Genomic DNA, 25,711 nt, shown 5'->3' on the forward strand with positions numbered 1-25,711 from the left:
ATTTTATTAAATAAAAACTAAGGAACTAATGTTTTCGAGAAAGAATATCTCAGATTTTGATTTTGTACAAAATAGGGCGTGTGTGTAGCCCTATTTTTATTTTACTTTACCTCCAAAACCAAATCTTTAATCAATTTCCTATCGTAAGTGTAAGTGATATGTACTAAACCATCAGAAGATTGAATGATTGCTGGGTAACTGAATTCCCCTTTTGCTTTATTTTCAAGTGTATAAATATCTTTCCAGTTAATGCCATCCGTCGAATGTGCCAATTTTAAAACATTTCTGCCATTCGACCATTCTTTTCCCGATGGAAGTGGGTTATAAACCAATAAAAATGAACCATCTTTTAGCGTCACTGCGTCGATTCCCGAGTTTGGGTTTGGTAAATTGATAGGAGAGAGTTCTCCCCAAGTTTTCCCATTATCGGCAGACCACGACTGAATGATTTTATTTTGACGACTACGTAAAAGCATTTGTAAACGACCATCTTTATGAATCAAGACCGAAGGCTGAATAACTCCATAGTCTCCACACTCAATTGGAATCTTTCTCCAATTTTCTCCGTTTGAGTCTGAAATTTCAACGTGTGTATGCCAAATTTTACTGTCCACACTTTCCGTACTTGAAGGGTGTAAAATATCGCCGTTTGTTAGCTGAATACTTTTATTTTTGATTGGTCCAAGAATATCATTTGGCAAACGAGTAGCGGCTGACCATGTTTTACCATCATCGCTTGAGCTTTTCATCATTCCCCACCATTCTCTTGGATTGATACCAACTTTATAGAACAAGAATAACTTTCCAGCAGGATTTTTGAATAAAACTGGATTCCAACAAGCATATTGTTTGCCTTCATAGATTCCATCAGCAACTTTAACGGGTTTTTCCCAAACATGGTTGTTAGATGTGGCTACCCAAATACAAACTTTGGGGTGGTTTTCGTGTAAACCAGCAAACCATGCAGCCATAAATTTACCCTTTGAAAGCTCAACGATTGTTGAGGCATGACAAGAGATTTCTTCTGGTTTGGAGTCAATGAATTGTTCTTTAACAAGTTTAACTTGAGCGAAACTCGCAAAACTTAGTAAAAATGCAACGACTGTGAATGTTTTTTTCATCTTAAATCTCAAATTTTAATGCTAAGGCTGGATAGGATTTGTATTTTTCCAATAATTCTTTGGGTAAATATACAAAAGTTTTGTTACCTTTTTTCTCCCATTTGAGATTTTGATTTTCACTCAATAAAACTATTTTACTACCTGTTTTTGGGCTATTATTTGTCCAAGAAATAACTGGATTTACCGATTGGTTTTCTGCAATAGGAATCAGTGCAAAATGCGTATTTTTATCACCTTTCGTAAAAAATATTTCTTTATCTTTAAAGATATTTGCGGCACGAGTTTTATAAATAGCTTCGCCATTTGCGTTAAGCCATTTGCCAATTTCATTTAATCTTTCGACTTGTACATCCAGAAGCGTTCCTTCTGCGGTTGGTCCTACACCAAGCAATAAACTACCTCCTTTTGCCACAACTTCGATTAAAGTATGGACTACTTTTGAAGCTGATTTAAAATTATCGTTTGGTACATATCCCCAGGCACCACCGAGTGTAATGCAGCTTTCCCAAGGAGTATCAGATTTTGTTTTTGGAATAGACTGCTCTGGTGTACGGTAATTTTCATAAGGTCCATGAACAGTTCTATCGACAATTAATAGACCTGGTTGATTTTTGCGAGCCATTGTGGCTATTTTGGGCATATCAATTTCTTGGCTGAATGGCGGAATTGGAGCTCCCCACGAACGAACTTCATCATTTACAGTATTTAAGGGACGAACCCAACCACCATCTAACCATAAAATATCTACGCTTCCGTAGTTTGAGGTAAGTTCGTTGATTTGATTGTAAGTAAACTCTTTATATTTGTTCCATCTCCAAGGGTTTTTGCGAATATCATAGTTCACATTGCGGTCGGGCGTGGCATATCTATCCCACCAAAAATATTGTGTATGCCAGTCAGGTTTTGAAAAATACGCTCCTATCATAAAGTTTTCTTTGCGGAAAGCATCAAAAACGTATTTGGCAACATCGGCACGTGGATTGTTGGCAAATGGCCCATTACTAATTTTAAAGTCGCTGTATTTGGTATCGAACATATTAAAACCATCATGGTGTTTGGTCGTAAAAACCAAATATTTCATACCAGCACTTTTCGCTGCTTTTGCCCAAGATTCAGGGTCGAATTTGGTTGGATTAAAATCTTTGCTGAGTCCCCAATACCATTTTTTATAATCATCATATCGGCTCATAGAATCTCTTGTAATCCATTCTTCATTGCAAATCGACCATGATTCAATAATGCCTGGAACAGCATAAAGTCCCCAGTGAATAATCATACCAAATTTAAGGTCACGCCAATTTTCAAGTTTCTGACGCACTTCTGGCTCTTTGGGATATTGATAAAGCGAAGAGGTTGGATGAATAGTATTTTGAGAAAAGCTATTCTGCAAAATTAGGAGGAGGAAGGCAGATAAAATTATTTTATATTTCATTTTGAAATGATTGGTTTATTTCGAGTAAAAATAAACTATTTTAATAATATTGAATTAATAAGAGATTAATTCGCAGAAAAATAAAAAGAGTCAATACCAGTTTTTTTAATTTCAGGTATTGACTCTCAATTATTTATTAATTATCTAAAAATTAATCTTCAAAAAAGGCACAACTGCCGCCAACCCAATCGAAATTTTTATTAAAGTTTACACCAATCATTTCTCCACGACTCAAACGGGCGAGATTTGTTACGAGTTTGGGTCTTGGAGCGTTATCCTCCCAAGTAAATAACATTCTGATTTCAGTTTTTATCAGATTGCCTTCTTTGTCTTCAATAATCGGTTCGTATTTTACTTTTTTCTGAATTAAGTAGTTTTCCTGGTCAGCAATTGCATCTAATTCTTCTTTCGTAAAATTAAGTTTTACACCACTTCCTGCGAATGAAAACAGAGGTTTTAATACGTAGTTTTCTAAATCAGCAGGGTATTCTTTCAAATCAGAAAGAAAGAAACTTTGTGGTACAAATGCACTTTTGAGCAAAGGTAAAGTAAACTTACTGATGCGGAAAAACCAATTTGGATGCGTTACCCATTTAACATCTACATCATCGGTCATTTTAAAATTAGTCTCCAAATCGGGGAAGTTTTGCAACAAATCATCAAAAATCAAACGATTATAGATGCGTTTGATTTCGATTGTTTTTCCTGCTTTTTCGTAGAAGAGTTGTCGGCCAACTTTTTTGATTTTAGTCAAACAAACTGGTTCGATTCCCCAAAGTTGGCGAGTAATTTCAAAATCTAAGCGAGTTTTTTGTTGTTCGGGATAAATTTCGAGTAGAATCACATTTTCGGCTGATTCGCCACCCAATAGCACTTTTTTCATTTCATCGACATACGATGCCATCGAAAGTCGATTGAAATATTGATTAAAGCCTTTTGGGTCAATGAAAAATTTTCGGTATTTCTGCCCCAAATACCACTGATAACCAAAAAGCGATGGAAAACCCTGTAATTCAATAAGTTGTGGATTTAATTCACCGTTTCCATCTTTACAAACTGCAAAATCAATCGCCAGAAAACTCGGATGTGCATCTTCGTTTGGCACATTTTGGTTTTCGGGAATTGCTCGATTGGTTTTTTCCTTGAAATCTGGTTTTAGTAAAACCTCAATAATATCATTACAAGCCTGTAAAAGCTTGATTTTTAAATCTTTGGGAACAAAAACGGGCGTTTCAGCCACTCGAAAATCAAGTTGATTGGGAAAGTCTTTATGAATTTCGGCAATCATTGCTTCGTATTTCTCGTTGCTGAAACTATCGTTGAATTGTTGTCTGATTGTGAGTATCATAGTGTGAGTTGAAAATTAAGCAACTTCAAGAATTTGTTCGGCAGCATGATTCAAAAACGATGGAATGATTATTGACTCTGTGAGCATGATTTTATCAGGGTCATCGAGGTGGTCAATCATTTGTTCATATTTATCCGAGCCATGTTCACTAATAACAGCAATCATTTTTTCTTCTTGTTTAAAATAACGTAACATACCTTCGGCATCTGCTTCAGGGTGGAATTGTGTACCAAAAACTTCTTCTGAAAATCTGATTGCCATAATGGCTCTTTCAAGTGGAACGTATTCTCTGATTTTTTCAAGACAAAGTACTTTTGCTCCAAAATCATTGATTCTTTGCCAGTTTGGCTGAATCATCTGATAATCTCGTGAGTCAACTGCATGAAAGATTTCGGGTAAACCGTTGAAAAAAGGCTCACTTTCTCCATCCTTTGTGCGATGTATAGGCATCACTCCAAAAGAAGTTGAGCGACGCTTACAAATATAGCCCAGCTGCAAATGATGGCTGGCTACCTGGAACGAATGACAAATCAGAAACAAAAACTTTTTATTGTCGTTTACACGATTATGTGCAAAAATTTGGTCGAGAAAATTGCCAAATTTTTCTTCCCACTCATGTCCTTCGGGCAAAGGATTTCCTGGACCACCAGTTGAAATAAAAATATCGTAATCCTCAATTTTAGGTATTTCATTCTTTTTTCTGACATCAAAAACATCGTAGTTTCCTTTGATTTCTTCCTGAGCCAGAAACTGTCCACATATCATTTTTACACAACGCATACCTTCGTTGGCAAAGCCGTTGTACATATCTAAAATTGCAATTTTAATATCCTCTTTCATGTTGATGAATGTATTTTTTGTGCAAATTTATAAAAATATGCCCTAAAATTAAAGGAATGCCTCTCTTAAAGCCCAATTTTACTTTCACTTACGATATAATCAACCACTGCTTTCATGCTTTTTGTTTCTTCAAAAACCTTTAGTTGGCGGTCAGCTCCACTTCCCATTCTTAATATTTCATGAATATATTCTACTTCTTTTCGACTACCGAGTTCATCTAAAACATCATCGACAAATTCCATCAATTCTTCGGCAAGGTGAGAGTATGGTACTTCGATTTCTTTACCAAAATCAATCAAATTTCCATGAATTCCGTAGCGAGCTGCACGCCATTTATTTTCACTGATGAGCATTTTATGATAAGGGCGGAAACTCAAATTTTGTTGGTGGAGCTTGTGTAATTTTGCTACAATTGCTTGCATCAAAGCTGCCAAACATATCGTTTCATCAACACGCATTGGAATATCACAGATTCGGAACTCAACTGTTGGATAGAATGGATGCAAACGAATATCCCACCAAATCTTTTTGCCATTGTCAATACAGCCAGTTTTGATGAGAAGGTTTACATAATTATCATATTCGGCAACACTCGAAAAATAGTCTGGAATACCCGTGCGAGGGAATTTATCGAAAACTTTTGAACGATACGATTTAAATCCTGTATTTCGGCCACACCAAAAAGGCGAATTTGTTGAAAGTGCGTAAATGTGTGGCAAAAAATAGCGAGCAGCGTTCAGAATCTGCATTCCTTCTTCACGGCTCGGAATACCTACGTGTACGTGCAAGCCAAAAATAAGGTTTGAACGAGCTACATCACGCATATCATCGATGAGTTTATCGTAGCGAGCATCTTCTGTAATAAGCTGTTTTTGCCAGTCCGAAAATGGGTGTGTTCCCGCCGCTGCAATGTGTAGATTTTGTTTCGCTGCTAAATCGAAAAGCATTCTACGCAGATAAGTAACTTCTTCACGTGCTTGCTGAATATTTTCGCAAACACTCGAAATCATCTCAACCACCGCTTGGTGCATTTCTTGTTTGATACGTTCTTGCAAAATCACTTGTCCACCTTCGACCAGTTTCGACATGTGTGAGCGTAATTCTCGTGTTTTGGGGTCAATGGTTTGAAATTCTTCTTCAATACCTAAAGTAAATTGAGACATAGTTTTTGGTAAATTAAGAATGTAGAATGAAGAATGTAGAATGAGGTTCTCGAATACAAATGCGATTTATACCTACATACCTTTACATACATTTTAACAAAGCCGTGCTATTTTCAATAACACGGCTCTCATTTCTCTTATTTTTTCTTAGCTGGAGCTTTTTTTGCAGGAGCTGCGACAGGTGCTGCTGGCATTGCTGCTTCTCTTACATAGGTTCCCCAAGTACAGTTGTTTTTGCCATCTACTTGTTCAATCGCTCTTTCAATCGCCATTTTGGCCGCATTTTCTACAATCCAATCAAAATTACCTTGTCCAACTGAGTGAATATCGGCATCAGGAGCAGGATTACAGAAGTCAATCGCATAAGGAATACCATCACGAATGGCAAACTCAACGGTATTGAAATCGTAACCTAAAGCGTGGTTAAGTTTCAATACATAATCTGTAATCGTTGCCATTAGTTTTTTGTGTGCTTCGCCTGTTGTTTTTGGTTGAGTTGCATATCTTAAATGATGCGGATTGCGTGGCTCATAAGGCATAATATGCACATATTTGCCATTTAAGCAATAACAACGATAATAATCCGTAAACTGAATTTCTTCTTGTAAAAGCATCACCAGTTGACCAGTTTCGCCGTGTTTTTGCCACAAATCATCGGGATTATCAACTCGATAAACGCTTTTCCAGCCTCCGCCAGCGTGTGGTTTCATGTAGGCAGGGAAACCGATTTGATTGAACATATATCCCCAGTCAAGTGGAGCAACTAAATTACGGAATGATTTCTCAGAAGTATCATCTGGACGCTCTTTTGATGGTAAAAGCACCGTTTTTGGTACAGGAACTCCGAGTTTTACCGCCAAACAGTTGTTGAAGAATTTCTCATCGGCACTCCACCAAAATGGATTATTGATGACGGCTGTTCCGCAAAGAGCAGCATTTTTTAAATATGCTCTATAAAATGGCACATCCTGCGAAATACGGTCAATAATTACGGCATAATCTGTTGCTACACCTTGCTCAACTTTATCAATTTGAACTGCTTCGGCAATAATTCCTGCTGGAGCAGTTTTGTTTACTTGTTCGATAAAAGCCCATGGAAATGTATCTTCCATGCCGAATAATATTCCAATTTTTTTCATGTTATTATAAGTCCAGCCCCCTAACCCCCGATGGGGGAACTGTTATTTAAGGTTATATTGTGCTAATGGGGGCAAAGCACGTTTTTGATGAAAATGTATTTTTATTACACGAATAATTGATAATCAGTAATTTATCACTAACTATAAAGAGGCATTTTTCTAACATACTCTGAAAACATCATTTTCCAAAGTGGCCAGTCATGGCTTGCCCAACGTTTTTCGTCGTACCAGTGATTAATGCCTTTATTTGCCAAAAGTCTTGACATATTCAGGTTGTCTTCTCTGCAAATATCCCAATCTGATGTTCCTAAAACGATATTCATATGGTTAAATTTCCACGATTCCGCATGGTTCATAAAATCCATTGGTTCGTTGAAATAAACATTATCGTCGTAGTGTCCTTTCATGAAACTTTTGATACTGAATGCACCGCTCATGCTAAACATATGAGCAACCAAATCCGGATTTTTGAAAGCAAAGTTTGAACAATGATAACCTCCAAAACTGCAACCTGCTACTGCAATACGATGCACACCACATTCACGCTGAATGGCAGGGACAAGTTCTTCTTTCAGAAATTGCGTATATAAATTATAATTATAAATCTTTGTGTGGGCTGGTAAATCTTTGGCATAAAAACTCTGAAAATCAATGCTATCGATGTTATAAAGTTTTATCTTTCCTGCATCAACCAAATCACCAACGGTGTCGAGAAGTCCGAAATCTTTGTTTTGTAAATAATTTCCCATCGAAGTAGGAAACATTAAAATTGGGTAGCCCCAGTGACCACTAATCAGTAAGTCGATGTCTCGGCTCATGATATGTGAATAAAACTTTATATGTTTTTCTTGCATAAATATTCGAAGTACGTTTGATGAAAGTGTAAAATTCGTGTTTTATTTTCAAATATAAAAATCAATAATCTAAATAACGTATTGATTATCAATGTTTTATGAGTGTATGGTGTGCTGAAATTATTGCTTTTTCTGAAATATGTAAAATATTATTTTGTTTAAAACCAGCCAATAAACTTTATATATTGAATATTTTAGTTTCACAAAATCTGAAATTTCTTTGAAATATTAGTCCAATTTTGGCAATGAAACAAATGATTTTTGAATTTTTTATTTTTGAAGGTAAAGGAATTATTAAATTTGCCGAATTATTCATCACAAAAAAATCCAAATAGGTGCAGAACGTCTCAGTTATTAAAAATCAAAAGTTTCAATCTACCTTTCTCAATCGTGAGGTTATATATGATGTAGTTCTACCGCCTAACTACGAAAATCTATCAAATCTGAAGGTACTATACATGAATGATGGACAAGATTTTGACCAACTAAAAATTGAACAAACCTTAAATAATCTATATTATATATCAGAAATTCAACCAATGGTTTTTGTAGGATTACACACCAACGAAAATCGCTTGAAAGAATATGGCACAGCCTCAATGCCTGACTATAAAAATCGAGGAAATTTGGCTGGTTTTTACCAAAGTTTTATTCTTTCAGAGCTATTCCCTTTTGTAATAGCCAATTATAAAGTTTCGAGCTTGAGTATTGATAATTATTTCTGTGGTTTTTCATTGGGTGGACTTTCGGCAATGGATATAGTTTGGGGAAATTCCAATTATTTTTCAAAGGTTGGGGTTTTTAGCGGCTCTTTTTGGTGGCGAAAAAAAGCTTATGAAGATGGCTATGACGACCATAATGACCGAATTATGCACGTTCTAATTAGAAATGGGAATTATAATGAAGGACAAAAGTTTTGGCTCGAATGCGGAACAAACGATGAAAACGACGACCGAAATAATAACGGAATTATTGATTCGATTGACGATACACTTGATTTAATAAAAGAATTAGAAGGTAAAGGTTACAAGCGTGGGCAAGATATTGAATATGTAGAAATTGAGGGTGGAGAACACAATCAAAAAACGTGGAGTGAAGCGATGCCGAAGTTTTTGAAATGGCTCGTAGGAAAATAAAACTGGTCTGAATTGTGAATTTTATGAAATTTTTGAGTCTTAATTGTGAAATATTCAAAAAAAGAACAAAATTTACATTGTTCGCAAATTTAGACTCCCTATAATAATAATGAAAAGAACCTTTACGATGATTCTTTTGACATCAATGCTTATGTCAATGACTCCCCCTACAAACTTTTTTGAGCAGCAACTCAAGTTTCCGAGAGTTCAAGCTGCCAATCGAGAAAAAGGTAAAGCTGTAAGCGATTTACTTTCTTCAAAAAGTATTAATTCAAGTAGCTTTGATTTGTTTTTAAGGGCTTTCAAGAAAGAACAAAAATTGGAAGTTTGGGCAAAAAATAAGTCAGAAGATACTTTTATACTCTTAAAAACTTACGAATTTTGTGCAACAACGGGCGTTTTAGGCCCAAAACGCCGTTCGGGTGACCGCCAAATTCCAGAAGGATTTTATGAAGTGGACTTGTTCAATCCGCAAAGCCAATACTTGCTTTCATTTCGTATCAATTATCCTAATAAATCTGACTTAGTTTTTGCTGATAAGTTAAATCCTGGGGATAATATTTTTATCCATGGACATTGTGTAACAATAGGATGTATTCCGATTGGTGACGAAAATATTCAAGAATTATATTTAATTGCAGCTAAGGCAAAGAGTGCAGGTGGAAAGATAAACGTTCATATTTTTCCAACAATTATGAATGAGCAGAATTATAAAGCAATCAATAACGAGTTTGGGACAGATGCAAGTTTGTTGGCGTTTTGGTCGTGGTTAAAACCAGGTTTTGATGCCTTTGAGAATTCAAAAAAGCTACCTCTTGTATCTATTGAAGAATCTGGAAAATATATTGTTAAGTAATTGATGATAAGTGTATTAGGTGGTGGTTTCTGAAAAAGGAAGCACCATTTTTTTTTGTGCAACAGTTTGGCACGATTTTTCTATTGTAAGTTAAATATAATTGATTCACTGTGCCATCCTTAATTAAAACTCAATATTACTCACTCTTAACGTTATGTTTATTCTTTTTGAATTGCATGGCGTCTTTTTCTCAGGTGAATATTTCTAATTTCCCTGCAAATAATCAAGTTATTCAGCGAAATGACCAAGATGAAGCTATTTTTCAAGTAAAAGGAGAGATTACTGAAAATGGTCATTCCTCCATCACTTTGAAAGTTTTGCAAGATGGAAATATGTTTTTTGAACAGACTGTAAATACTTCAACTGACTTTTCATTTTCGCCGATTTTAAAAGCTGGTAAGTTTGATTACAGCTTTATACTGCTGCTTGATGGGACGAGAGAAATAAAAAAAACAAATCAGGTTGGAGTAGGAGACCTTTTCTTAGTCTATGGGCAATCAAATGCACTTGGCAATGGGGGAGGGGATACTTATTCGCCTGCACGCAGTCCATTAATCAGGTTTTTTGCAGTAACGAATTTGGGAAACGGTGACGGTGAATGGGTGTTACCTTATCAAACTTTCATACGACCAGGTACAGGGGCCTCTGAATTATTGAGATTTTTGACTGAAAAATACAATTATCCAGTTGGAGTAATTATAGCTTCGGTAGGTGGAGCTACGATAGCTAATCTAAATTATCGGAATGAACAAAACCCTACTGATACAAACACGCATTATGGGAAACTGTTAAATCAAACGATTTTCAGTGGTTCGAAAGAAAGTTTAAAATACATCATTTTTAAACAAGGCGAATCTGATTCTGCACCCCCACAATCTAAGAGTTATGAAGTTGAGTTTAAAAAATTGTATGATAATTTTAGTTTGGATTTCCCAAATTTAAAGAGATTTTATAACCTTCAAATAGATATCATGACAGACCCTGACTATAAGGCTGGCATAAGAGATTTTCAACGTCGAACTCCGCAGATTTTCCCTAAAATAACAGCCATGAGTACCGTCGGAACGACTGGTTTTGATGGTGTTCATTATAATTTTGAAGGTTATCGTCAAGTTGCCTACGAATTATCGAGAATAATAGGGAAAGAAGTCTATCAAGACTCGCAATCAATGCAAGTATATTCACCAAACATCAAAAAGGTTTTTTGGGAAGACCAAAAATTGGTTTTGGAGTTTGATGAAGGAATGGAGATGATTTATCCTCAAGATTCGGTCGTAAATGGAAAAGTTTGGAAAATGAAAGATTTTATTTTTATTGACGGGAAAAATGATGTTGTTCAAGGTGGTGAAGCACGAGGAAATAGAGTTTATTTAACAGTATCAAACATTCAAAATGCAAAAACTGTAACTTATCTACCAAATGCTTATGGACAATTTGGCGTTGAACTTTATTATGGAGTTCACCTAAAAAATAAGTTTGGAATGCGTGCGTTCAGTTTTGATAATGTCGTTATTGGGGGAGAAACTCCTGTAATAACTACTCCGCCAGTAGCATTAAGTTTGAATGTAGATGTAAATGATGATATACAAGTTAAGTTGGTTTGGAGTGGAGATGCATCAAAGAAGTATCATGTAGAACGCTCGCTTGATAATAATAATTTTACTCAAATAGGAAATGTTGTTGGTAACAATTTCTATGATTCACAAGTTGAACTTGATCAAAAGTATTTTTATAGAGTTTTTGCTGAAAACTCCCCTAATAATAAGTCAAATACTAAAGAAATTACATTAAAATGCCTTGAAAATATCAATTTGAAGACAATTCCAAACATAGATTATGTTAGGGCAAATACATCAATTACAGCAATAGTTTCGATAACTACAACAAAACAGCTATCTTTGGAAGCAAAAAAATCAATTGATTTGAATCATGGTTTTGATGCCGAATTGGGTAGTGACTTTTCGGCCGAAATCGGTGGTTGTAAAAATAATTAAAGATGCTGCTTTTTTATCAATCGGATATTGAAAAAACTCCAATTTTAAGCGAAGAAGACTCAAGACATTGTGTAAAAGTTTTGAGAAAAAACGTCAAAGATAAAATTCATGTGGTCGATGGAGTAGGGGGCTTGTTTGAATGTGAAATTACGAAGGCTCACGAAAAAAAATGTGAGGTCAGAATTTTATCTACAAAACGAGAATTTGAAAAAAGAAACCTTTATCTTCATATTGCGATTGCTCCAACTAAAAATGCTGACCGCATCGAATATTTTATCGAAAAATGCGTTGAAATAGGTGTTGATGAAATTACGTTAATTCAAACGAAGCACTCAGAACGTAAAAATCAGAAAACCGAAAGGCTCGAAAAAATTGCCATTTCGGCAATGAAACAATCGTTGAAAGCTTATTTACCGAAGATTAATGAATTGGTTGATTTTGAGAAATTTGTTAGCTCTGTTAAGGTTGAGTCGAAGTTTGTAGCACATCTAACTGATGATGCAAAGTCATTAAAAGAGGTAGTTGTTGATAAAAAAGAAGTTTTATTGATGATAGGCCCAGAAGGGGATTTTGCCAAAGAAGAAATTACGCTGGTACAAAACTCTGGTTTTCAGGTAGTCACGCTCGGCAATTCAAGACTTCGCACCGAAACAGCAGGAGTTGTAGCTTGCACAATAGTAAATACATTTAATTGATTTATGAAAAAATATATTCTGACCTTTATAAGTATCATATGTGTAAATTTTGTTTTTGCACAACAGCCAACCATCAAAATTGGTAAATTAAAATATGGAGGAGGAGGCGACTGGTACGCTAACAAAACTTCATTACCAAACCTAATTAAATTTTGTAATCAAAACCTAAAAATGAATATTTTCCCCGAAGAAGATATTATTGAAGTAGGTAGCACGGATATTTTTCAATATCCATTTATTCACATGACTGGTCATGGGAATGTGGTTTTTAATGATGGAGAAGTACAAAATCTCCGTAGATATTTAGTTTCTGGTGGTTTTTTACATATTGATGATAATTATGGTTTGAATAAGTTTATTCGTCGTGAGATGAAAAAAGTGTTTCCAGAATTAGAATTCGTTGAACTTCCTTTTTCGCATCCTGTTTATCAACAGAAATATAAATTTACTACTGGTTTGCCTAAAGTTCACGAACACGACGGTAATGCCCCACAAGGTTTTGGATTAATCTGGCAAGGTCGTTTGGTCTGTTATTTTAGTTATGAATGTGACTTAGGTAATGGTTGGGAAGATAGGAGTGTCTATAACGACCCCGAAGAGCTGCGTACTAAAGCCCTCCAAATGGGTGCAAATTTGGTACAATATGCTTTTACGTCTTACTGAAATTGGATATTTCGGAGAACTTTTTTAGGATATTTTGAAGAACTTTAGTTTTGTTATATATACGTTGTTAACATTCTTAAGTAATTTATCGTTAGTCTCGTATATTTGTATTTTCAAAAACAACAAAACTTCTATTTTCTAAGCATGGTTGCTGCATTATCGTTTTTCTTTGCCCACTGGTATTTGTCTCTTTTCAGTCAAACATTTTTCTTGCATCGTTATTCTGCTCATAAAATGTTTACAATGAACAAGTTTTGGGAGCGTTTTTTCTATCTCTTTACTTACATTACTCAAGGTTCTTCTTATCTAAATCCTCGCTCGTATGCAGTTTTGCACCGAATGCACCACGCATATAGTGATACAGAAAAAGACCCACATTCGCCGCATCATACCGAAAACTTATTTACGATGATGTGGAAAACAAAAGATATTTATAATGCTGTTTTGAACTATAAATTCAAGATTGAAGAGCGTTTTGAGAAAGATTTACCAGAATGGAATCTAATCGATAAAATTGGTGATAATTGGGTATCTCGCCTAACTTGGGGAGTTTCTTATATCGCTTTTTACGTAATAGGATTTTTCTACTTTGATATTCATTGGGGATTTTTCTTCCTTTTACCGATTCACTTCTTAATGGGGCCAATTCATGGTGCAATCGTAAATTGGAGTGGACATAAATATGGCTACCAAAATTTTGATAACCATGATGAGTCGAAAAATTCATTGATTTTTGATGTTTTGATGATGGGTGAATTATTTCAAAACAATCACCACAAACACCCAATGTCTATCAATTTTGCTAAGAAATGGTATGAGTTCGATCCTACTTATCCAGTGATTAAATTTTTGACTTGGACAAAAATTATAACACCAAAAAAAGCATAATTCCCATTGATAATATATAAAAAGAGGCTGAATTCTTAAGATTCAGCCTCTTTTGCTTTATACTTGAGTTTCTTTTTTCGCTTCTTCGTCAATATGGCGTTTCATGCTTCGGCAAGTGCTTTCCAAGATTTCAATTAGCTTTTTGTCTCCTGTGGCATCGGCTACTAATTGAGCTACATTTCCTACAATATCAACCGCAAAATGCTTCATTTCATCTACAGGCATATCTTTTGTCCAGAGGTTAATTCCCAGTAAACCACGGTGATAATGATCCCAAACGCCTATCGCAATCGCTTTTGTTTCGTTGATTCCTTCGTTAGGGTTTTCGGTTGCATCCCAAAAAATCCTTTCAGGAATACGTGTTTCATCTAATTCTACAGTAAAATTAATTTCTGATTTTTTCATGTTCGATTCTATAACTGTTTCAGTAAATAATAGGTTTTTGGTCGATAAAGTTCAAAATAAATCTAAATGCTGTTAAACTTATTTCAGAAAAAAACACAAATTCTCTTTCGCATGAGAGTACAGGATAGTATTTTTAGCCACTCAATATTACTTTGAGATAAATAAATGTTGAAAAACTACAAAAAAACTAACCCTATTTTACAAAAATGACTGCAATCTTAGGTATTATTTTTCACTTCTTAGGTGGCTTTGCATCGGGAAGTTTCTACATTCCATATAAAAAAGTTAAGGGCTGGGCTTGGGAAAGTTATTGGATTGTTGGGGGGCTTTGCTCTTGGCTCATTGTTCCACCATTGGCTGCCTATTTGACAATACCTGATTTTTGGGGAATTATTGCTGGAGAAGCAGGTAATACAATTTTTTGGACATATTTAATGGGTTTACTTTGGGGAATCGGTGGGCTTACTTACGGGCTGGGCGTACGATATTTAGGCGTTTCGCTTGGTAGTTCTATCATTTTGGGTTTATGTTCGGTATTTGGTTCGATCATCCCTTCGGTTTATTATGATTTTGTTCCAACTGCTGGAAAAGACACAATTACCGATTTAATGACCACTAATTGGGGGCAAATGGTGCTTTTAGGTTTATGTGTTTGCGTTGTCGGAATCGTGATTTGTGGCAAAGCTGGTGAAATGAAAGACAAAGACCTTGTAGGTGCAAATAAATCGGATGATGAATTTCAAATAACAAAAGGATTAATCGTAGCTGTTATTTCAGGTGTTTTGAGTGCTTGTTTTAGTTTTGGAATTGAAGCTGGTTCGAGTATGGCTAATGTTGCGAATGAGATTTGGGTGGCACAACACCCAAATCAAGGAGAGTTTTTGTTCAGAAATAATGTGGTTTATATCGTCATTTTGTGGGGTGGACTTACAACTAATTTTATTTGGTGTATGTACCTAAACTTCTCGAATAAAACTTTTGGTGATTATACAAATTCTAAAACACCATTATTGAAAAATTATATTTTCTCGGCAATTGCTGGAACGACGTGGTTTTTACAGTTCTTCTTCTACGGAATGGGCGAAAGCAAACTCGGCAACGGCCCAAGCTCATGGATTTTACACATGGCATTTATTATCTTGGTTGCTAATTCATGGGGATTAATTTTGAAAGAATGGAAAGGTGTTTCAAAGAAAACCCTCACAACAATTGTTGCTGGAATCTTGACAATTATTCTTTCGGTTTTGATTGTTGGCTATGGAAACTCGTTGAAATAAAATAAATCAAGTGTTTTGGAAAAACAAAAGAGCCACGAAACTTTAAGTTTTGTGGCTCTTTTGTTGAAGTTTGATAAACAAATTAACAATTTATCATTGTGCGAAGCACTCAAGACGCTCCAAAAACTCTTTTCAAAATTTCAGAAGTACGAGCCAATGGATTTTCTCTGATTCTTGCTTCTTCTTGCTCAACCAAAATAAACAAGCCATCAATGGCTTTTTGAGTAGCATAGCCTTTTAAATCAGGATTTACTTTTTGAGTAAATGGCAATGCATTGTAAGTTGTAGCTAAATCAGTGTAGTATTTTGTCGCCTGTGTTTTTTGAAGGGCTTTATCCATAATAGGCATAAATGCTTGTACCAATGCCGCAGAAGTTGTTCGTTTCAAAAACATTGTGGCTGCATTTTTATCACCACGCAAAATTCCCCATGCATCCGAAAACGACATACTCAAAATAGCATTCACAAAAATAGGTTTGGCTTCTTTGGCTGCTTCTTCCGCTCCACGATTTAGAGAAATTACAAATTTATCAACTTCTCCACCTAAACCAATTTTACGCAAAGCTGTTTCAACACGTTGTACTTCTGGAGGAAATGGAATTTTGATTCTTGGATTCAAATAAAAACCATTAGTTTTTGAAGCACTATCTGCACCTTTATTGATACCGACCTTTAACGCTTCCTTCAAACCCATTACCACATCATCGTTGGTTAATGCACCTCCACCTTGGGTTTGAGTAATAACATCATTTAATACTTTTCCGAAATTAATCTTTTGTCCAGCACAACTTTGGAGTGACAAAATACTGATTAACAAGGAAATAGAGAGCAATCTTTTCATTTGAATGAATTTTCTAATTGTTTTTGTGAATAATTAATTGTCTAACTAACGAATCAACAGCGAAAATTGTATTTTTGTGCCGTGAAAGTTTTCAAACCACAAATCTATGTGTTTGTCACACATTTTAATTAAAGTTTTCTATATATGAGACCCATTTTAGCGGAAGTAATAACAATTGGTGATGAAATTTTGTATGGACAAATAACTGACACCAATACTCAGTGGATGAGTACGGAGTTGGATAAAATAGGGGTAAAAACAGTAAGAAAATCGTCAGTTGGCGACCAAGAAGATAAGATTTTGCAGATTTTGGCAGAGGCCGAAAGCCGTGCTGATATAGTTTTATTGACGGGCGGGCTTGGGCCAACAAAAGATGATATTACAAAGAAAATGCTTTGTAAATATTTCGATGATGAGCTTGTTATCAATGAAGATGCTTTGGCATTCATTACAGATTTCTTTGTAAAAAGAGGTCGCCCAATGACCGAATTGAACCGCCAGCAAGCAGCAGTTCCGAGCCGCTGTACATATCTGGCCAATAAAACTGGCACAGCACCTGGAATGTGGTTTGAGCGTAACGGAACTGTATTTGTCTCGATGCCAGGAGTTCCGCACGAAATGAAATATTTGATGTCGAATGAAGTAATTCCTCGTTTGAAAGCATTTTTTGAAACGCCAATAATTTATCATAAAATGATTCGTACAATTGGCGTTGGAGAATCATTTTTAGCAGAAAAAATTGAGAATTGGGAAGATAATTTGCCTAATCATATAAAACTTGCCTATTTACCAAGTTTTGGTCAAGTAAGATTGAGACTTACCGCCGTTGGAAACGACGAAGCACAACTCAAAAAAGATGTTGATGCCGAAATCGAAAAGGTCTTGCCGCTAATTGGCTCATCAGTTTTTGGTTTTGATAACGATGATTTAGAAGTAGCCATCGGCAAAGAACTAAAGAAACAAGGACTAACAGTTTCGGCTGCTGAAAGTTGTACTGGTGGGTATATTTCGCACATGTTTACGAAAGTAGCTGGAAGTTCTGCTTATTTCATGGGAAGTGTGGTGAGTTATGATAATTCGGTGAAAATCAATGTTTTAGGTGTAAATGCTGAAACTATTGCCCAGCACGGAGCCGTAAGTGAAGAAACAGTAACGCAAATGGCAGAAGGTGCAAGGAAATTGATGAAAACCGATTTTGCGATTGCAACGAGTGGAATAGCAGGCCCAGATGGTGGAACGCCCGAAAAACCAGTTGGCACACTCTGGATTGCTTGTGCCATGGAAGGCCGCACGATTGCAAAAAAAGTTCAAATGGCCAATCAGCGAGATACTAATATTCAGTATGGCAGCGTTGTGGCTTTAAATTTACTCCGAAAAATGATGAACGGAGATTATGAAAGTTAATTTTAGACGGCTGATAATGTCAAGAAATTTGTTTTTAGAACGATTGACCATCGTCTGATGACCGTGGACAATAAAAGAAACTTCAATAAAACTTTAAACTATGGCTTTAATTGAAATGATAATGCCCAAGATGGGTGAAAGTATTTTTGAGTGTACGGTTTTAAACTGGCTGAAAAATGTTGGTGATAGAATTGAAGTCGATGATATGATTTTAGAAGTTGCTACCGATAAAATCGACACCGAAATCGGTGCATCTCACTCGGGAATTATAAAGGAATTTTTGGTGCAAAAAGGTGAAGTTGCAGTTATCGGAAAACCAGTTTGTATCATTGAGGTAGCTGGGGAAGAAACTGTTTCTCAACAAAGAACAATTGAAGAAGCTAAACCTGCCGAAATAGCTGAGGTTGAAAAACTGATAGAAGAACCAGTGAGTGATTTGGTAAATTTATTGACTACACCACCAGCATCAGTAAAGCCTTCAACGCCATCAAATAATAGATTCTATTCACCATTAGTGCTAAATATTGCCAAAGAAGAAGGTATTTCGTTTGAAGAACTTGATAAAATTGTAGGTACTGGTTTAGAAGGTCGGGTTACTAAAGACGATATTCTCGCATATTTGAAACAACCTGTTGTTGTATCAGTAGCTGCTCCAGTTGAGCGTATTGTGATAGCCTCAGGTAGCGACCAAATCATCGAAATGAACAGAATGCGTAAGATGATAGCTGAAAGAATGGTAGAATCGAAACGCATTGCTCCCCACGTAACTTCTTTCGTAGAAACTGATATGACTAATGCTGCGGTTTGGCGAGATAAAACCAAAGGTAAGTTTAAACAAGACACTGGCGAAAACATCACTTTTACACCATTACTAATTGAGGCAGTTGTGAAAGCAATCAAAGACTTCCCGATGATTAATGTGCAAGTTGATGGCGATAAAATCATTAAAAAAGCAAAAATAAATATCGGAATGGCGGTGGCTTTGCCTAACGGCAATTTGATTGTGCCAGTCATTCACGAAGCAGATTCTTATAGTTTGATTGGTCTGACTAAGAAAATTAACGATCTAACTTATCGTGCAAGAAATAATAAATTAAAAGCTGATGATTTGGCCGATGGAACACTCACGGTCTCAAATATTGGTTCGTTCGGAAATATAGCAGGTACACCGATTTTGGTGCAGCCACAGGTTTCTATTTTGGCTTTTGGGGTTATTCAGAAAAAGGTTTCAGTTATCGAAACACCACAAGGCGACACAATTGGTATTCGTCAAAAAATGATAATTTCACATTCTTATGACCACCGAGTAGTTGATGGCTCATTGGGTGGACAATTTGTGAAAAGAGTAGCCGATTATTTAGAAGGTTTTGAGTTAGATAGAAGTTTATTTTAAGGAATATTTTACTCTAAAAATACAATATTTGGCATAATAATTGCTATTTTTAACAATTATTAGAAAAGATTTTATTGTTTTTTGGGGTATAAATAAAGGCATCGAAGCATCTTCGATGCCTTTTTGATTGTATGATATTGCCTAAAGAGAATGGTTTTACTCAAAAAACTTTCATAAATCAAAATAAACACAGAACTTTGACTACCATAATAATCAAATTAGGTTTAGTGAATTTATTTGATTGCTCTAAGTTCACAGAAATCAATCATTCAGCATTAACAATTTACCATTATTAAAAATGCTTTTCAATTCTTTTGAATTTTTACTATTTTTTCCGCTCGTTACGCTTATTTATTTTGCTCTTCCGCACAAATACCGTTGGTTTCATTTGTTGATGGCCAGTTGTATTTTTTACAGCTTTTTCATACCTATTTATATCCTAATTTTATTTTTCACGATTGTTATTGATTATTTCGCAGGAATATGGATTGAGCAATCACATGGAAAAAGTCGTAAATCGGCATTGATAATGAGCTTAGTAGCTAATATAGGTGTACTTTCAGTTTTCAAATATTATAATTTCTTTATTGATAATTTTAATTCAGTTCTCTTTAAAGTTTCTCCCGATAATTTATTGCCTCATTGGGATATTATTTTGCCAATTGGACTTTCATTTCATACTTTCCAAGCGATGAGCTATACGATTGAAGTTTATCGTGGAAATCAGAAAGCTGAACGTCATTTTGGTATTTATTCGCTCTATGTGATGTTCTATCCGCAGTTGGTGGCGGGGCCAATCGAACGCCCGCAAAATGTGATTCATCAATTTTATGAGAAACACGAATTTAATTACGAATTAGCAAAAAGTGGATTACGTTTGATGCTTTGGGGGATGTTTAAGAAAGTGGTCATTGCCGACCGACTATCAATTTTTGTCAATAAAATTTATGGTAATCCTACTGATTATCAAGGGCTTCCATTAATTGTTGCTACTCTTTTCTTTACCTTTCAAATCTATTGCGACTTTTCAGGTTATTCAGATATTGCCATTGGTTCGGCACGAGTGATGGGTTTTGATTTGATGAAAAATTTTGATAGACCTTATTTTTCAAAAAATATTTCGGAATTTTGGCGTAGGTGGCACATTTCACTTTCAACTTGGTTTAGAGATTATTTATACATTCCACTCGGTGGAAATCGGGTAGCCGAATATCGCCGATATTTCAATCTTTTCTTTGTTTTTATGATGTCGGGGCTTTGGCATGGTGCAAGTTGGCATTTTGTAATCTGGGGAGCTTTACACGGTATTTATTTGATTTTTGGACAACTTACTAAGTCGATTCAAGATAAAATCTTATCAATTCTTCCATCAAAATTTTTGAAAGATTTCATCAATGTTTCAGTTACATTTGTTTTAGTGGCTTTCGCTTGGATTTTCTTTGCGGCTCATTCAAATGCTGATTCTTTTTATGTAGTTAAAAATATTTTTAGAGCGAGTTCGCACAGTTTATCACAAATAATAGATTTAATCGGTCAAAATGACTTATATTTAATCATTATTTCGGTGGCTATTTTAGAGTTTGTACAATGGCAACAACGAGGCAGTCATATTGCAATTGATTTTGAAAATCGACCAAAATGGCAGCGTTGGGGTGCATATTACCTGATTTTAATGATGATTTTATGCTTCGGCGTATATAATAATTCTCAATTTATTTATTTCCAATTTTAGAAAAGATAGGAAATTCGAGAGTGAGTTTAAGTTTTTTACGAATAACCAATTTACTAATAACCAGTTCTCCAATTAACAAATAACAAATATGAACGAAGGATTCGACCCAGTTGAAATTGCTGAACTCAAAAAAGAGTGCGAGCAAGAAGGACAAACGTATGTGATTGTAGAAGATGAAGATGGCATGAACGATTCGGGAGAATTTGCTCATTTTCAGTTTGTCGGCAAACACGAAGGCAAAGAAGTAATTTACGATGCCGTTATGGGTACACTTCGCCTCAATCATAGTAGTTTGGTTTTTGAAGAAGCCGAAACTCGTATGAAAAAAGCATATCCAAATTATGTGGAGATTGACAAACGCAAGCCAAACCATAAAGTAGATGAAGATTTGGAGTTGATGCTCGAAGAAATCATCGAAGAATTGGAAGAAGAAGAAGTGATTAAAGTGTCAGAATTTGTTGAAGTAGAAACAGATTTTGAATACGGCATTGGTTTGGATGTTTCGTTGAATGTAGAGGAAATTACACACGAAGTAATTACAAAATTCATCAGTGATTTTAATGCTGGAACACTCGCACTCGACCCCACATTGTATAGTTTCACAAGCGAGGAAGAAGAGTAGAACAAGTTTCTAACTTGTTCACAGTAGCAAAACAATTTAGAAAATTGTTCTACTATCTATATGGAAAACAAACAAAAAGCCAGTTTTCAAGGCACTTCTAATTATGTGGCTACCCGTGAGCTTCAAACAGCTGTGAATGCAGCTGTGGCTTTACAACGCCCTTTATTGATAAAAGGAGAACCTGGAACTGGCAAAACTTTATTAGCTTTTGAGGTCGCCAAAGCTCTCAACAAACAGTTGTTTACTTGGCACGTAAAATCCACCACAACCGCCCAACAAGGTCTTTATGAATATGATGCTGTTTCAAGGCTCAGAGATTCGCAGTTGGGCGATGACCGAGTGCATCATGTAGAAAATTATATCAAAAAAGGCAAAATCTGGGAAGCTTTTGATACAGAAGAACAATCGGTTTTATTGATTGATGAAATTGATAAAGCAGATATTGAGTTTCCCAATGATTTATTGCAGGAACTAGACCGCATGGAGTTTTATTGCTACGAGCTCAAACGTACCATCAAAGCCAAGCATCGCCCAATAATTATCATTACTTCAAATAATGAAAAAGAGCTTCCTGATGCTTTTCTTCGCCGTTGTTTCTTCCATTTTATTCGTTTTCCAGATAAAGAAACCATGCAACAAATTGTTGATGTGCATTATTCGAAACTCGAAGAAACTTTGTTGATGAATGCCCTTAAAACATTCTTCGGTATCAGAGAAGTAAAAAATATCAAGAAAAAGCCCTCAACCAGCGAGTTAATTGATTGGCTTCGATTGCTTTTAATCGGAAAGGTTTCAGCCGAAGATTTAGAGGATTTGAATAAAATGAACGAAATTCCACCGTATCTCGGTGCATTACTCAAAAATGAGTCTGATTATGATTTGTTTAAGGCTTTGAGAGAGAAGGGTGTAAAGTAGGACAAGTTTCAAACTTGTCAGTTTGCCGAGTATCTTGTGTTCTTGTAATTTTAGTATCGTTTTGACAAGTTGAAAACTTGTCCTACAAAATATGCTAACCAATTTCTTCTTCCATCTAAGAGATAACAATCTTAAAGTAAATCTTCGAGAGCATTTGACTTTGTTAGAAGCTCTTGATAAGGAAGTTGTGGCTTATAGCACCGAAGAATTTTATTTTCTAAGTCGAGCTGTTTATGTTAAGCATGAACAAAACCTTGATTTGTTTGATAAACTTTTTGGTCAGTTTTTTGACGGTGTAGAACAAATTCAATTAGAAGATTTCTTGAAAATTGATGATAGCTGGTTATTAAACAAGCTGTTAAGCGAACTAACAGATGAAGAAAAGGAAGCAATAAAAGCCGTTGGTGGTTTGGAAGAACTCCTCGAAAAACTAAAGAAAACTCTCGAAGAACAAAAAGAACGTCACGAAGGTGGTAGCAAATGGGTGGGTACTGGCGGAACTTCTCCTTTCGGAAACTCAGGAAATAATCCAGCAGGTGTCAGAATAGGAGGTAAGGGAGGCAATAAAACTGCCGCAAAAGTTTGGGACAAACGAGAATTTAAAAATTATGACGATAATCTCGAACTGAATACCCGAAATACGCAAATGGCGTTACGACGTTTGCGTATTTTGACCCGTGAAGGTGTTGAAGACGAATTGAATCTTTATGAAACCATCGACCGAACTTGCAATAATGCAGGTTATTTGGACATTAAAATGCAGGCATCTAAGCAAAATCGGGTAAAGATTTTACTTTTACTCGATGTCGGTGGCTCAATGGATGATTTTATTGAAGAATGCTCGATGCTTTTCTCATCGGCAAAACATCAATTCAAGAATTTGGAGTTTTATTATTTTCATAATTGTGTTTACGAAAATCTTTGGAAAGATAATGGCCGAAGATATGAAGATAAAATATCAACTTGGGATGTACTTAATAAATACAACAAAGATTATAAAGTAATTTTCATTGGTGATGCCTCAATGTCACCGTGGGAATTATCAGAGCCACGAGGTAGCGTTGAACACTATAACGCAGAAACAGGAACAGTTTGGCTCGAACGTTTTAAAAATAAATTTCCAAATTTGGTTTGGCTTAATCCAATCAATGATGGTTATTGGCAATATACTCACACAATTCAAGAAATTAGAAAATGGTCTGATAATCGAATGTTTCCGCTGACAATCAGTGGTTTAGAAAAAGCCATGAAATGCTTGAAGAATAGTAAATTGAAATTTATTTAAAAGGTGTTAAGGAAGCCTTCGTTTTAAACGAAGGCTTCCTATTTCCTACAAATCCATCAAAAACTCCATCGGATCAATTCCATCAGCAAAATCTTCTAATTTTGGCACTTGAGCTTCTCCAAATCTGAAACTATTCAGAAAACGAGCATCTGATGAAACCGTACATTGAATTTTTTCTGCACTTTCCGATAATAATTGTTCTAAATGTTTATCACTTTCGTAAGTTTCATAAAAACAAACCGAAATCGGCGACACCAAAGCATCATCTTCTTTCAAAAGCAAAAAACCATTATCGAGGTGCGGAATTCTGTTGACCAAATAGATAGATTTATTATAATCGTAGTTATTATTGTATTTATGATGAAGCCGAATTGTACTCCAATATTCAATTGATTCATAGAATTTATCAAAAGTATAACCAACTGGTACAAAGAGTTTTGAAACATTGCGGCAACCTAAACCAAAATATTGGAAAATATCGTTGCCTAAATCCGCCAATTCTGCACGGGTTTCGTTACCATTTAAAACAGCAACTGACGTTCGATTTCGACGAATAATTCTGGGCTTTGTAGCAAAATAATACTCAAAATGCTTTGCCGTATTATCACTTCCTGTTGCAATTAGTGCATCGGCATCGTTTAATCTTTGAGCAATTATAATTATATTCTTTAGTTCGGGGTCAAATTCATAGAGTTTATTAATGAGAAACATCATCGTTGCTGTATCGCCCGAACTCAATTTTAGCAAAGCAATGTTTCCTGATAAAACCACACAAAGTAAATCATGGAAACCTACGGCTGGAATATTTCCCGCCATTACGATACCGATTTTCTTTGGATTTCGGTTTTCTTTTATAGCATATTTTTCGGCAAACTTTTCAAGAGCTGTTTCATTCAAATAAATCTTAGCTATATTTTCTACTGCCAATTTTACATTATCTTCAGTAAACCAACCATTTTCATTTCTTGCCGACCAAAATAGTGGTTTCAGAGCATCAGTGTCTAAGTTTTGTGTAATATAATCGCCAAGTTTGGAAAATGTAATAATATGTTTTTTATATTGCATTATTTTTAGAAAATTGTTGTTCATTTATAAAATCTTACAAAAATACAAGTAAACTGAAACTTTGAAGCCTTATATTTGTTTAAAGTTTAGTAAACTATTAAATATATAGAGAGAGTATGGCAATCATAATTACTGACGAGTGCATCAATTGTGGTGCATGCGAACCAGAATGTCCGAATACTGCAATTTACGAAGGCGGTGTAGAATGGACTTGGGCTGGTGGAACAAAACTCACAGAAGTTGAATTAGAAGACGGAACTGTAATTGGCGGTAAAGACCCAATGACTCCTGTTTCTGATGAATTCTATTACATTGTGTCGGATAAGTGTACTGAGTGTCATGGATTCCATGAAGAACCACAGTGTGCAGCGGTTTGTCCAGTTGATTGTTGTGTGCCTGACCCAGACCACGAAGAAGATGACGAGACTTTACTTGCTAAAAAAGCATGGCTTCATGCCGAAGCATAATGCTTATCTTAAAAGTGAGTAAAAGCATAAGTATATATTACTAAATTAAGCCCCAATTTCATTTTCTGATTTGGGGCTTTTTTGTGTTCAATTCTTGAAATTGTACAATATAAAGATAAAATTGTATTTCAGAATATAATTTGTTAAAACGATATAAAGTCAGAATAATATTTGTT

General features: G+C 35.4%; 24 protein-coding genes. 14 read left to right on the top strand and 10 right to left on the bottom strand.

Translation table 11 applies throughout. From position 1 onward, the window contains the following. Positions 1 to 101 precede the first annotated feature (101 nt). The 7 genes from ABR854_RS04315 to ABR854_RS04345 form a co-directional block, all read right to left on the bottom strand. Positions 102 to 1,121, bottom strand: coding sequence for a sialidase family protein (locus ABR854_RS04315; protein WP_350264130.1), 1,020 nt, complete (start codon positions 1,119 to 1,121; stop codon positions 102 to 104). Position 1,122: 1 nt separating this feature from the next. Next, positions 1,123 to 2,553 (bottom strand): alpha-L-fucosidase, encoded by a 1,431-nt coding sequence (locus ABR854_RS04320; protein ID WP_350264131.1) that lies wholly within the window; start codon positions 2,551 to 2,553, stop codon positions 1,123 to 1,125. A 151-nt stretch (positions 2,554 to 2,704) separates the two neighbouring features. Then, positions 2,705 to 3,901 (bottom strand): hypothetical protein, encoded by a 1,197-nt coding sequence (locus ABR854_RS04325; protein ID WP_350264132.1) that lies wholly within the window; start codon positions 3,899 to 3,901, stop codon positions 2,705 to 2,707. Between the two features lie 15 nt (positions 3,902 to 3,916). Next, positions 3,917 to 4,741, bottom strand: coding sequence for a type 1 glutamine amidotransferase (locus ABR854_RS04330; protein ID WP_350264133.1), 825 nt, complete (start codon positions 4,739 to 4,741; stop codon positions 3,917 to 3,919). 65 nt (positions 4,742 to 4,806) lie between these two features. Then, positions 4,807 to 5,904, bottom strand: a complete 1,098-nt coding sequence (locus ABR854_RS04335; protein ID WP_350264134.1) for a carboxylate-amine ligase — start codon at positions 5,902 to 5,904, stop codon at positions 4,807 to 4,809. A gap of 137 nt (positions 5,905 to 6,041) precedes the next feature. After that, positions 6,042 to 7,043, bottom strand: coding sequence for an ATP-grasp domain-containing protein (locus tag ABR854_RS04340; RefSeq protein ID WP_350264136.1), 1,002 nt, complete (start codon positions 7,041 to 7,043; stop codon positions 6,042 to 6,044). Between the two features lie 137 nt (positions 7,044 to 7,180). Further along, a complete protein-coding gene (locus ABR854_RS04345; RefSeq protein WP_350264138.1) occupies positions 7,181 to 7,897 on the bottom strand; it encodes an alpha/beta hydrolase-fold protein in 717 nt (238 codons plus the stop codon). 335 nt (positions 7,898 to 8,232) lie between these two features. On the opposite strand from ABR854_RS04345, the gene ABR854_RS04350 reads away from it, so the two are divergent. The 6 genes from ABR854_RS04350 to ABR854_RS04375 all read left to right on the top strand — a co-directional run bounded on the left by ABR854_RS04350 (position 8,233) and on the right by ABR854_RS04375 (position 14,129). Then, complete coding sequence (locus tag ABR854_RS04350; RefSeq protein ID WP_350264139.1) at positions 8,233 to 9,033, top strand: alpha/beta hydrolase; 801 nt, start codon at positions 8,233 to 8,235, stop codon at positions 9,031 to 9,033. A gap of 109 nt (positions 9,034 to 9,142) precedes the next feature. Further along, on the top strand, positions 9,143 to 9,889 hold the full coding sequence (locus tag ABR854_RS04355; RefSeq protein ID WP_350264140.1) for a L,D-transpeptidase family protein: 747 nt from the start codon (positions 9,143 to 9,145) through the stop codon (positions 9,887 to 9,889). A 176-nt stretch (positions 9,890 to 10,065) separates the two neighbouring features. Further along, positions 10,066 to 11,883, top strand: a complete 1,818-nt coding sequence (locus tag ABR854_RS04360) for a sialate O-acetylesterase (protein ID WP_350264142.1) — start codon at positions 10,066 to 10,068, stop codon at positions 11,881 to 11,883. A 2-nt stretch (positions 11,884 to 11,885) separates the two neighbouring features. Continuing rightward, the gene (locus tag ABR854_RS04365; protein WP_350264143.1) at positions 11,886 to 12,578 is read left to right on the top strand and encodes a 16S rRNA (uracil(1498)-N(3))-methyltransferase; all 693 of its coding nucleotides are present in this window, start codon (positions 11,886 to 11,888) and stop codon (positions 12,576 to 12,578) included. 3 nt (positions 12,579 to 12,581) lie between these two features. Beyond that, entirely contained in the window at positions 12,582 to 13,241 is a 660-nt protein-coding gene (locus ABR854_RS04370) for a DUF4159 domain-containing protein (protein WP_350264144.1), read from the top strand. A gap of 144 nt (positions 13,242 to 13,385) precedes the next feature. Beyond that, complete coding sequence (locus ABR854_RS04375) at positions 13,386 to 14,129, top strand: acyl-CoA desaturase (protein WP_064196432.1); 744 nt, start codon at positions 13,386 to 13,388, stop codon at positions 14,127 to 14,129. 57 nt (positions 14,130 to 14,186) lie between these two features. Here ABR854_RS04375 and gldC read toward each other — a convergent pair whose 3' ends face one another. Beyond that, positions 14,187 to 14,534, bottom strand: coding sequence for a gliding motility protein GldC (gldC, locus tag ABR854_RS04380; RefSeq protein WP_350264145.1), 348 nt, complete (start codon positions 14,532 to 14,534; stop codon positions 14,187 to 14,189). A gap of 206 nt (positions 14,535 to 14,740) precedes the next feature. Between gldC and rhaT the strand changes: the two genes are divergently transcribed. Continuing rightward, the gene (gene rhaT, locus ABR854_RS04385; RefSeq protein ID WP_350264146.1) at positions 14,741 to 15,811 is read left to right on the top strand and encodes an L-rhamnose/proton symporter RhaT; all 1,071 of its coding nucleotides are present in this window, start codon (positions 14,741 to 14,743) and stop codon (positions 15,809 to 15,811) included. A 109-nt stretch (positions 15,812 to 15,920) separates the two neighbouring features. On the opposite strand, the gene ABR854_RS04390 is transcribed toward rhaT, so the two are convergent. Further along, positions 15,921 to 16,652, bottom strand: a complete 732-nt coding sequence (locus ABR854_RS04390; protein ID WP_350264147.1) for a DUF4197 domain-containing protein — start codon at positions 16,650 to 16,652, stop codon at positions 15,921 to 15,923. A 144-nt stretch (positions 16,653 to 16,796) separates the two neighbouring features. Between ABR854_RS04390 and ABR854_RS04395 the strand changes: the two genes are divergently transcribed. From ABR854_RS04395 to ABR854_RS04420, 6 genes are all read left to right on the top strand, one after another. Further along, a complete protein-coding gene (locus ABR854_RS04395) occupies positions 16,797 to 18,056 on the top strand; it encodes a competence/damage-inducible protein A (RefSeq protein ID WP_350264148.1) in 1,260 nt (419 codons plus the stop codon). 100 nt (positions 18,057 to 18,156) lie between these two features. After that, positions 18,157 to 19,449: a dihydrolipoamide acetyltransferase family protein gene (locus tag ABR854_RS04400; RefSeq protein ID WP_350264149.1), complete on the top strand. Its 1,293-nt coding sequence runs from the start codon at positions 18,157 to 18,159 to the stop codon at positions 19,447 to 19,449. A 298-nt stretch (positions 19,450 to 19,747) separates the two neighbouring features. After that, positions 19,748 to 21,181 (top strand): MBOAT family O-acyltransferase, encoded by a 1,434-nt coding sequence (locus ABR854_RS04405; protein WP_350264150.1) that lies wholly within the window; start codon positions 19,748 to 19,750, stop codon positions 21,179 to 21,181. Positions 21,182 to 21,269: 88 nt separating this feature from the next. Beyond that, complete coding sequence (locus ABR854_RS04410) at positions 21,270 to 21,803, top strand: hypothetical protein (RefSeq protein ID WP_350264151.1); 534 nt, start codon at positions 21,270 to 21,272, stop codon at positions 21,801 to 21,803. A 60-nt stretch (positions 21,804 to 21,863) separates the two neighbouring features. Next, positions 21,864 to 22,718, top strand: coding sequence for an AAA family ATPase (locus tag ABR854_RS04415; protein WP_350264152.1), 855 nt, complete (start codon positions 21,864 to 21,866; stop codon positions 22,716 to 22,718). 91 nt (positions 22,719 to 22,809) lie between these two features. Then, positions 22,810 to 24,003 (top strand): vWA domain-containing protein, encoded by a 1,194-nt coding sequence (locus ABR854_RS04420; RefSeq protein WP_350264153.1) that lies wholly within the window; start codon positions 22,810 to 22,812, stop codon positions 24,001 to 24,003. A gap of 45 nt (positions 24,004 to 24,048) precedes the next feature. Here the strand turns inward: ABR854_RS04420 and ABR854_RS04425 are convergent, their stop codons facing one another. After that, positions 24,049 to 25,068: an acyl-CoA reductase gene (locus ABR854_RS04425; RefSeq protein WP_350264154.1), complete on the bottom strand. Its 1,020-nt coding sequence runs from the start codon at positions 25,066 to 25,068 to the stop codon at positions 24,049 to 24,051. A 116-nt stretch (positions 25,069 to 25,184) separates the two neighbouring features. On the opposite strand from ABR854_RS04425, the gene ABR854_RS04430 reads away from it, so the two are divergent. After that, a complete protein-coding gene (locus ABR854_RS04430) occupies positions 25,185 to 25,535 on the top strand; it encodes a 4Fe-4S dicluster domain-containing protein (protein WP_064196443.1) in 351 nt (116 codons plus the stop codon). Positions 25,536 to 25,711: the final 176 nt, after the last annotated feature.

This window comes from Emticicia sp. W12TSBA100-4 (assembly GCF_040253585.1).
Lineage (GTDB): Bacteria > Bacteroidota > Bacteroidia > Cytophagales > Spirosomataceae > Emticicia.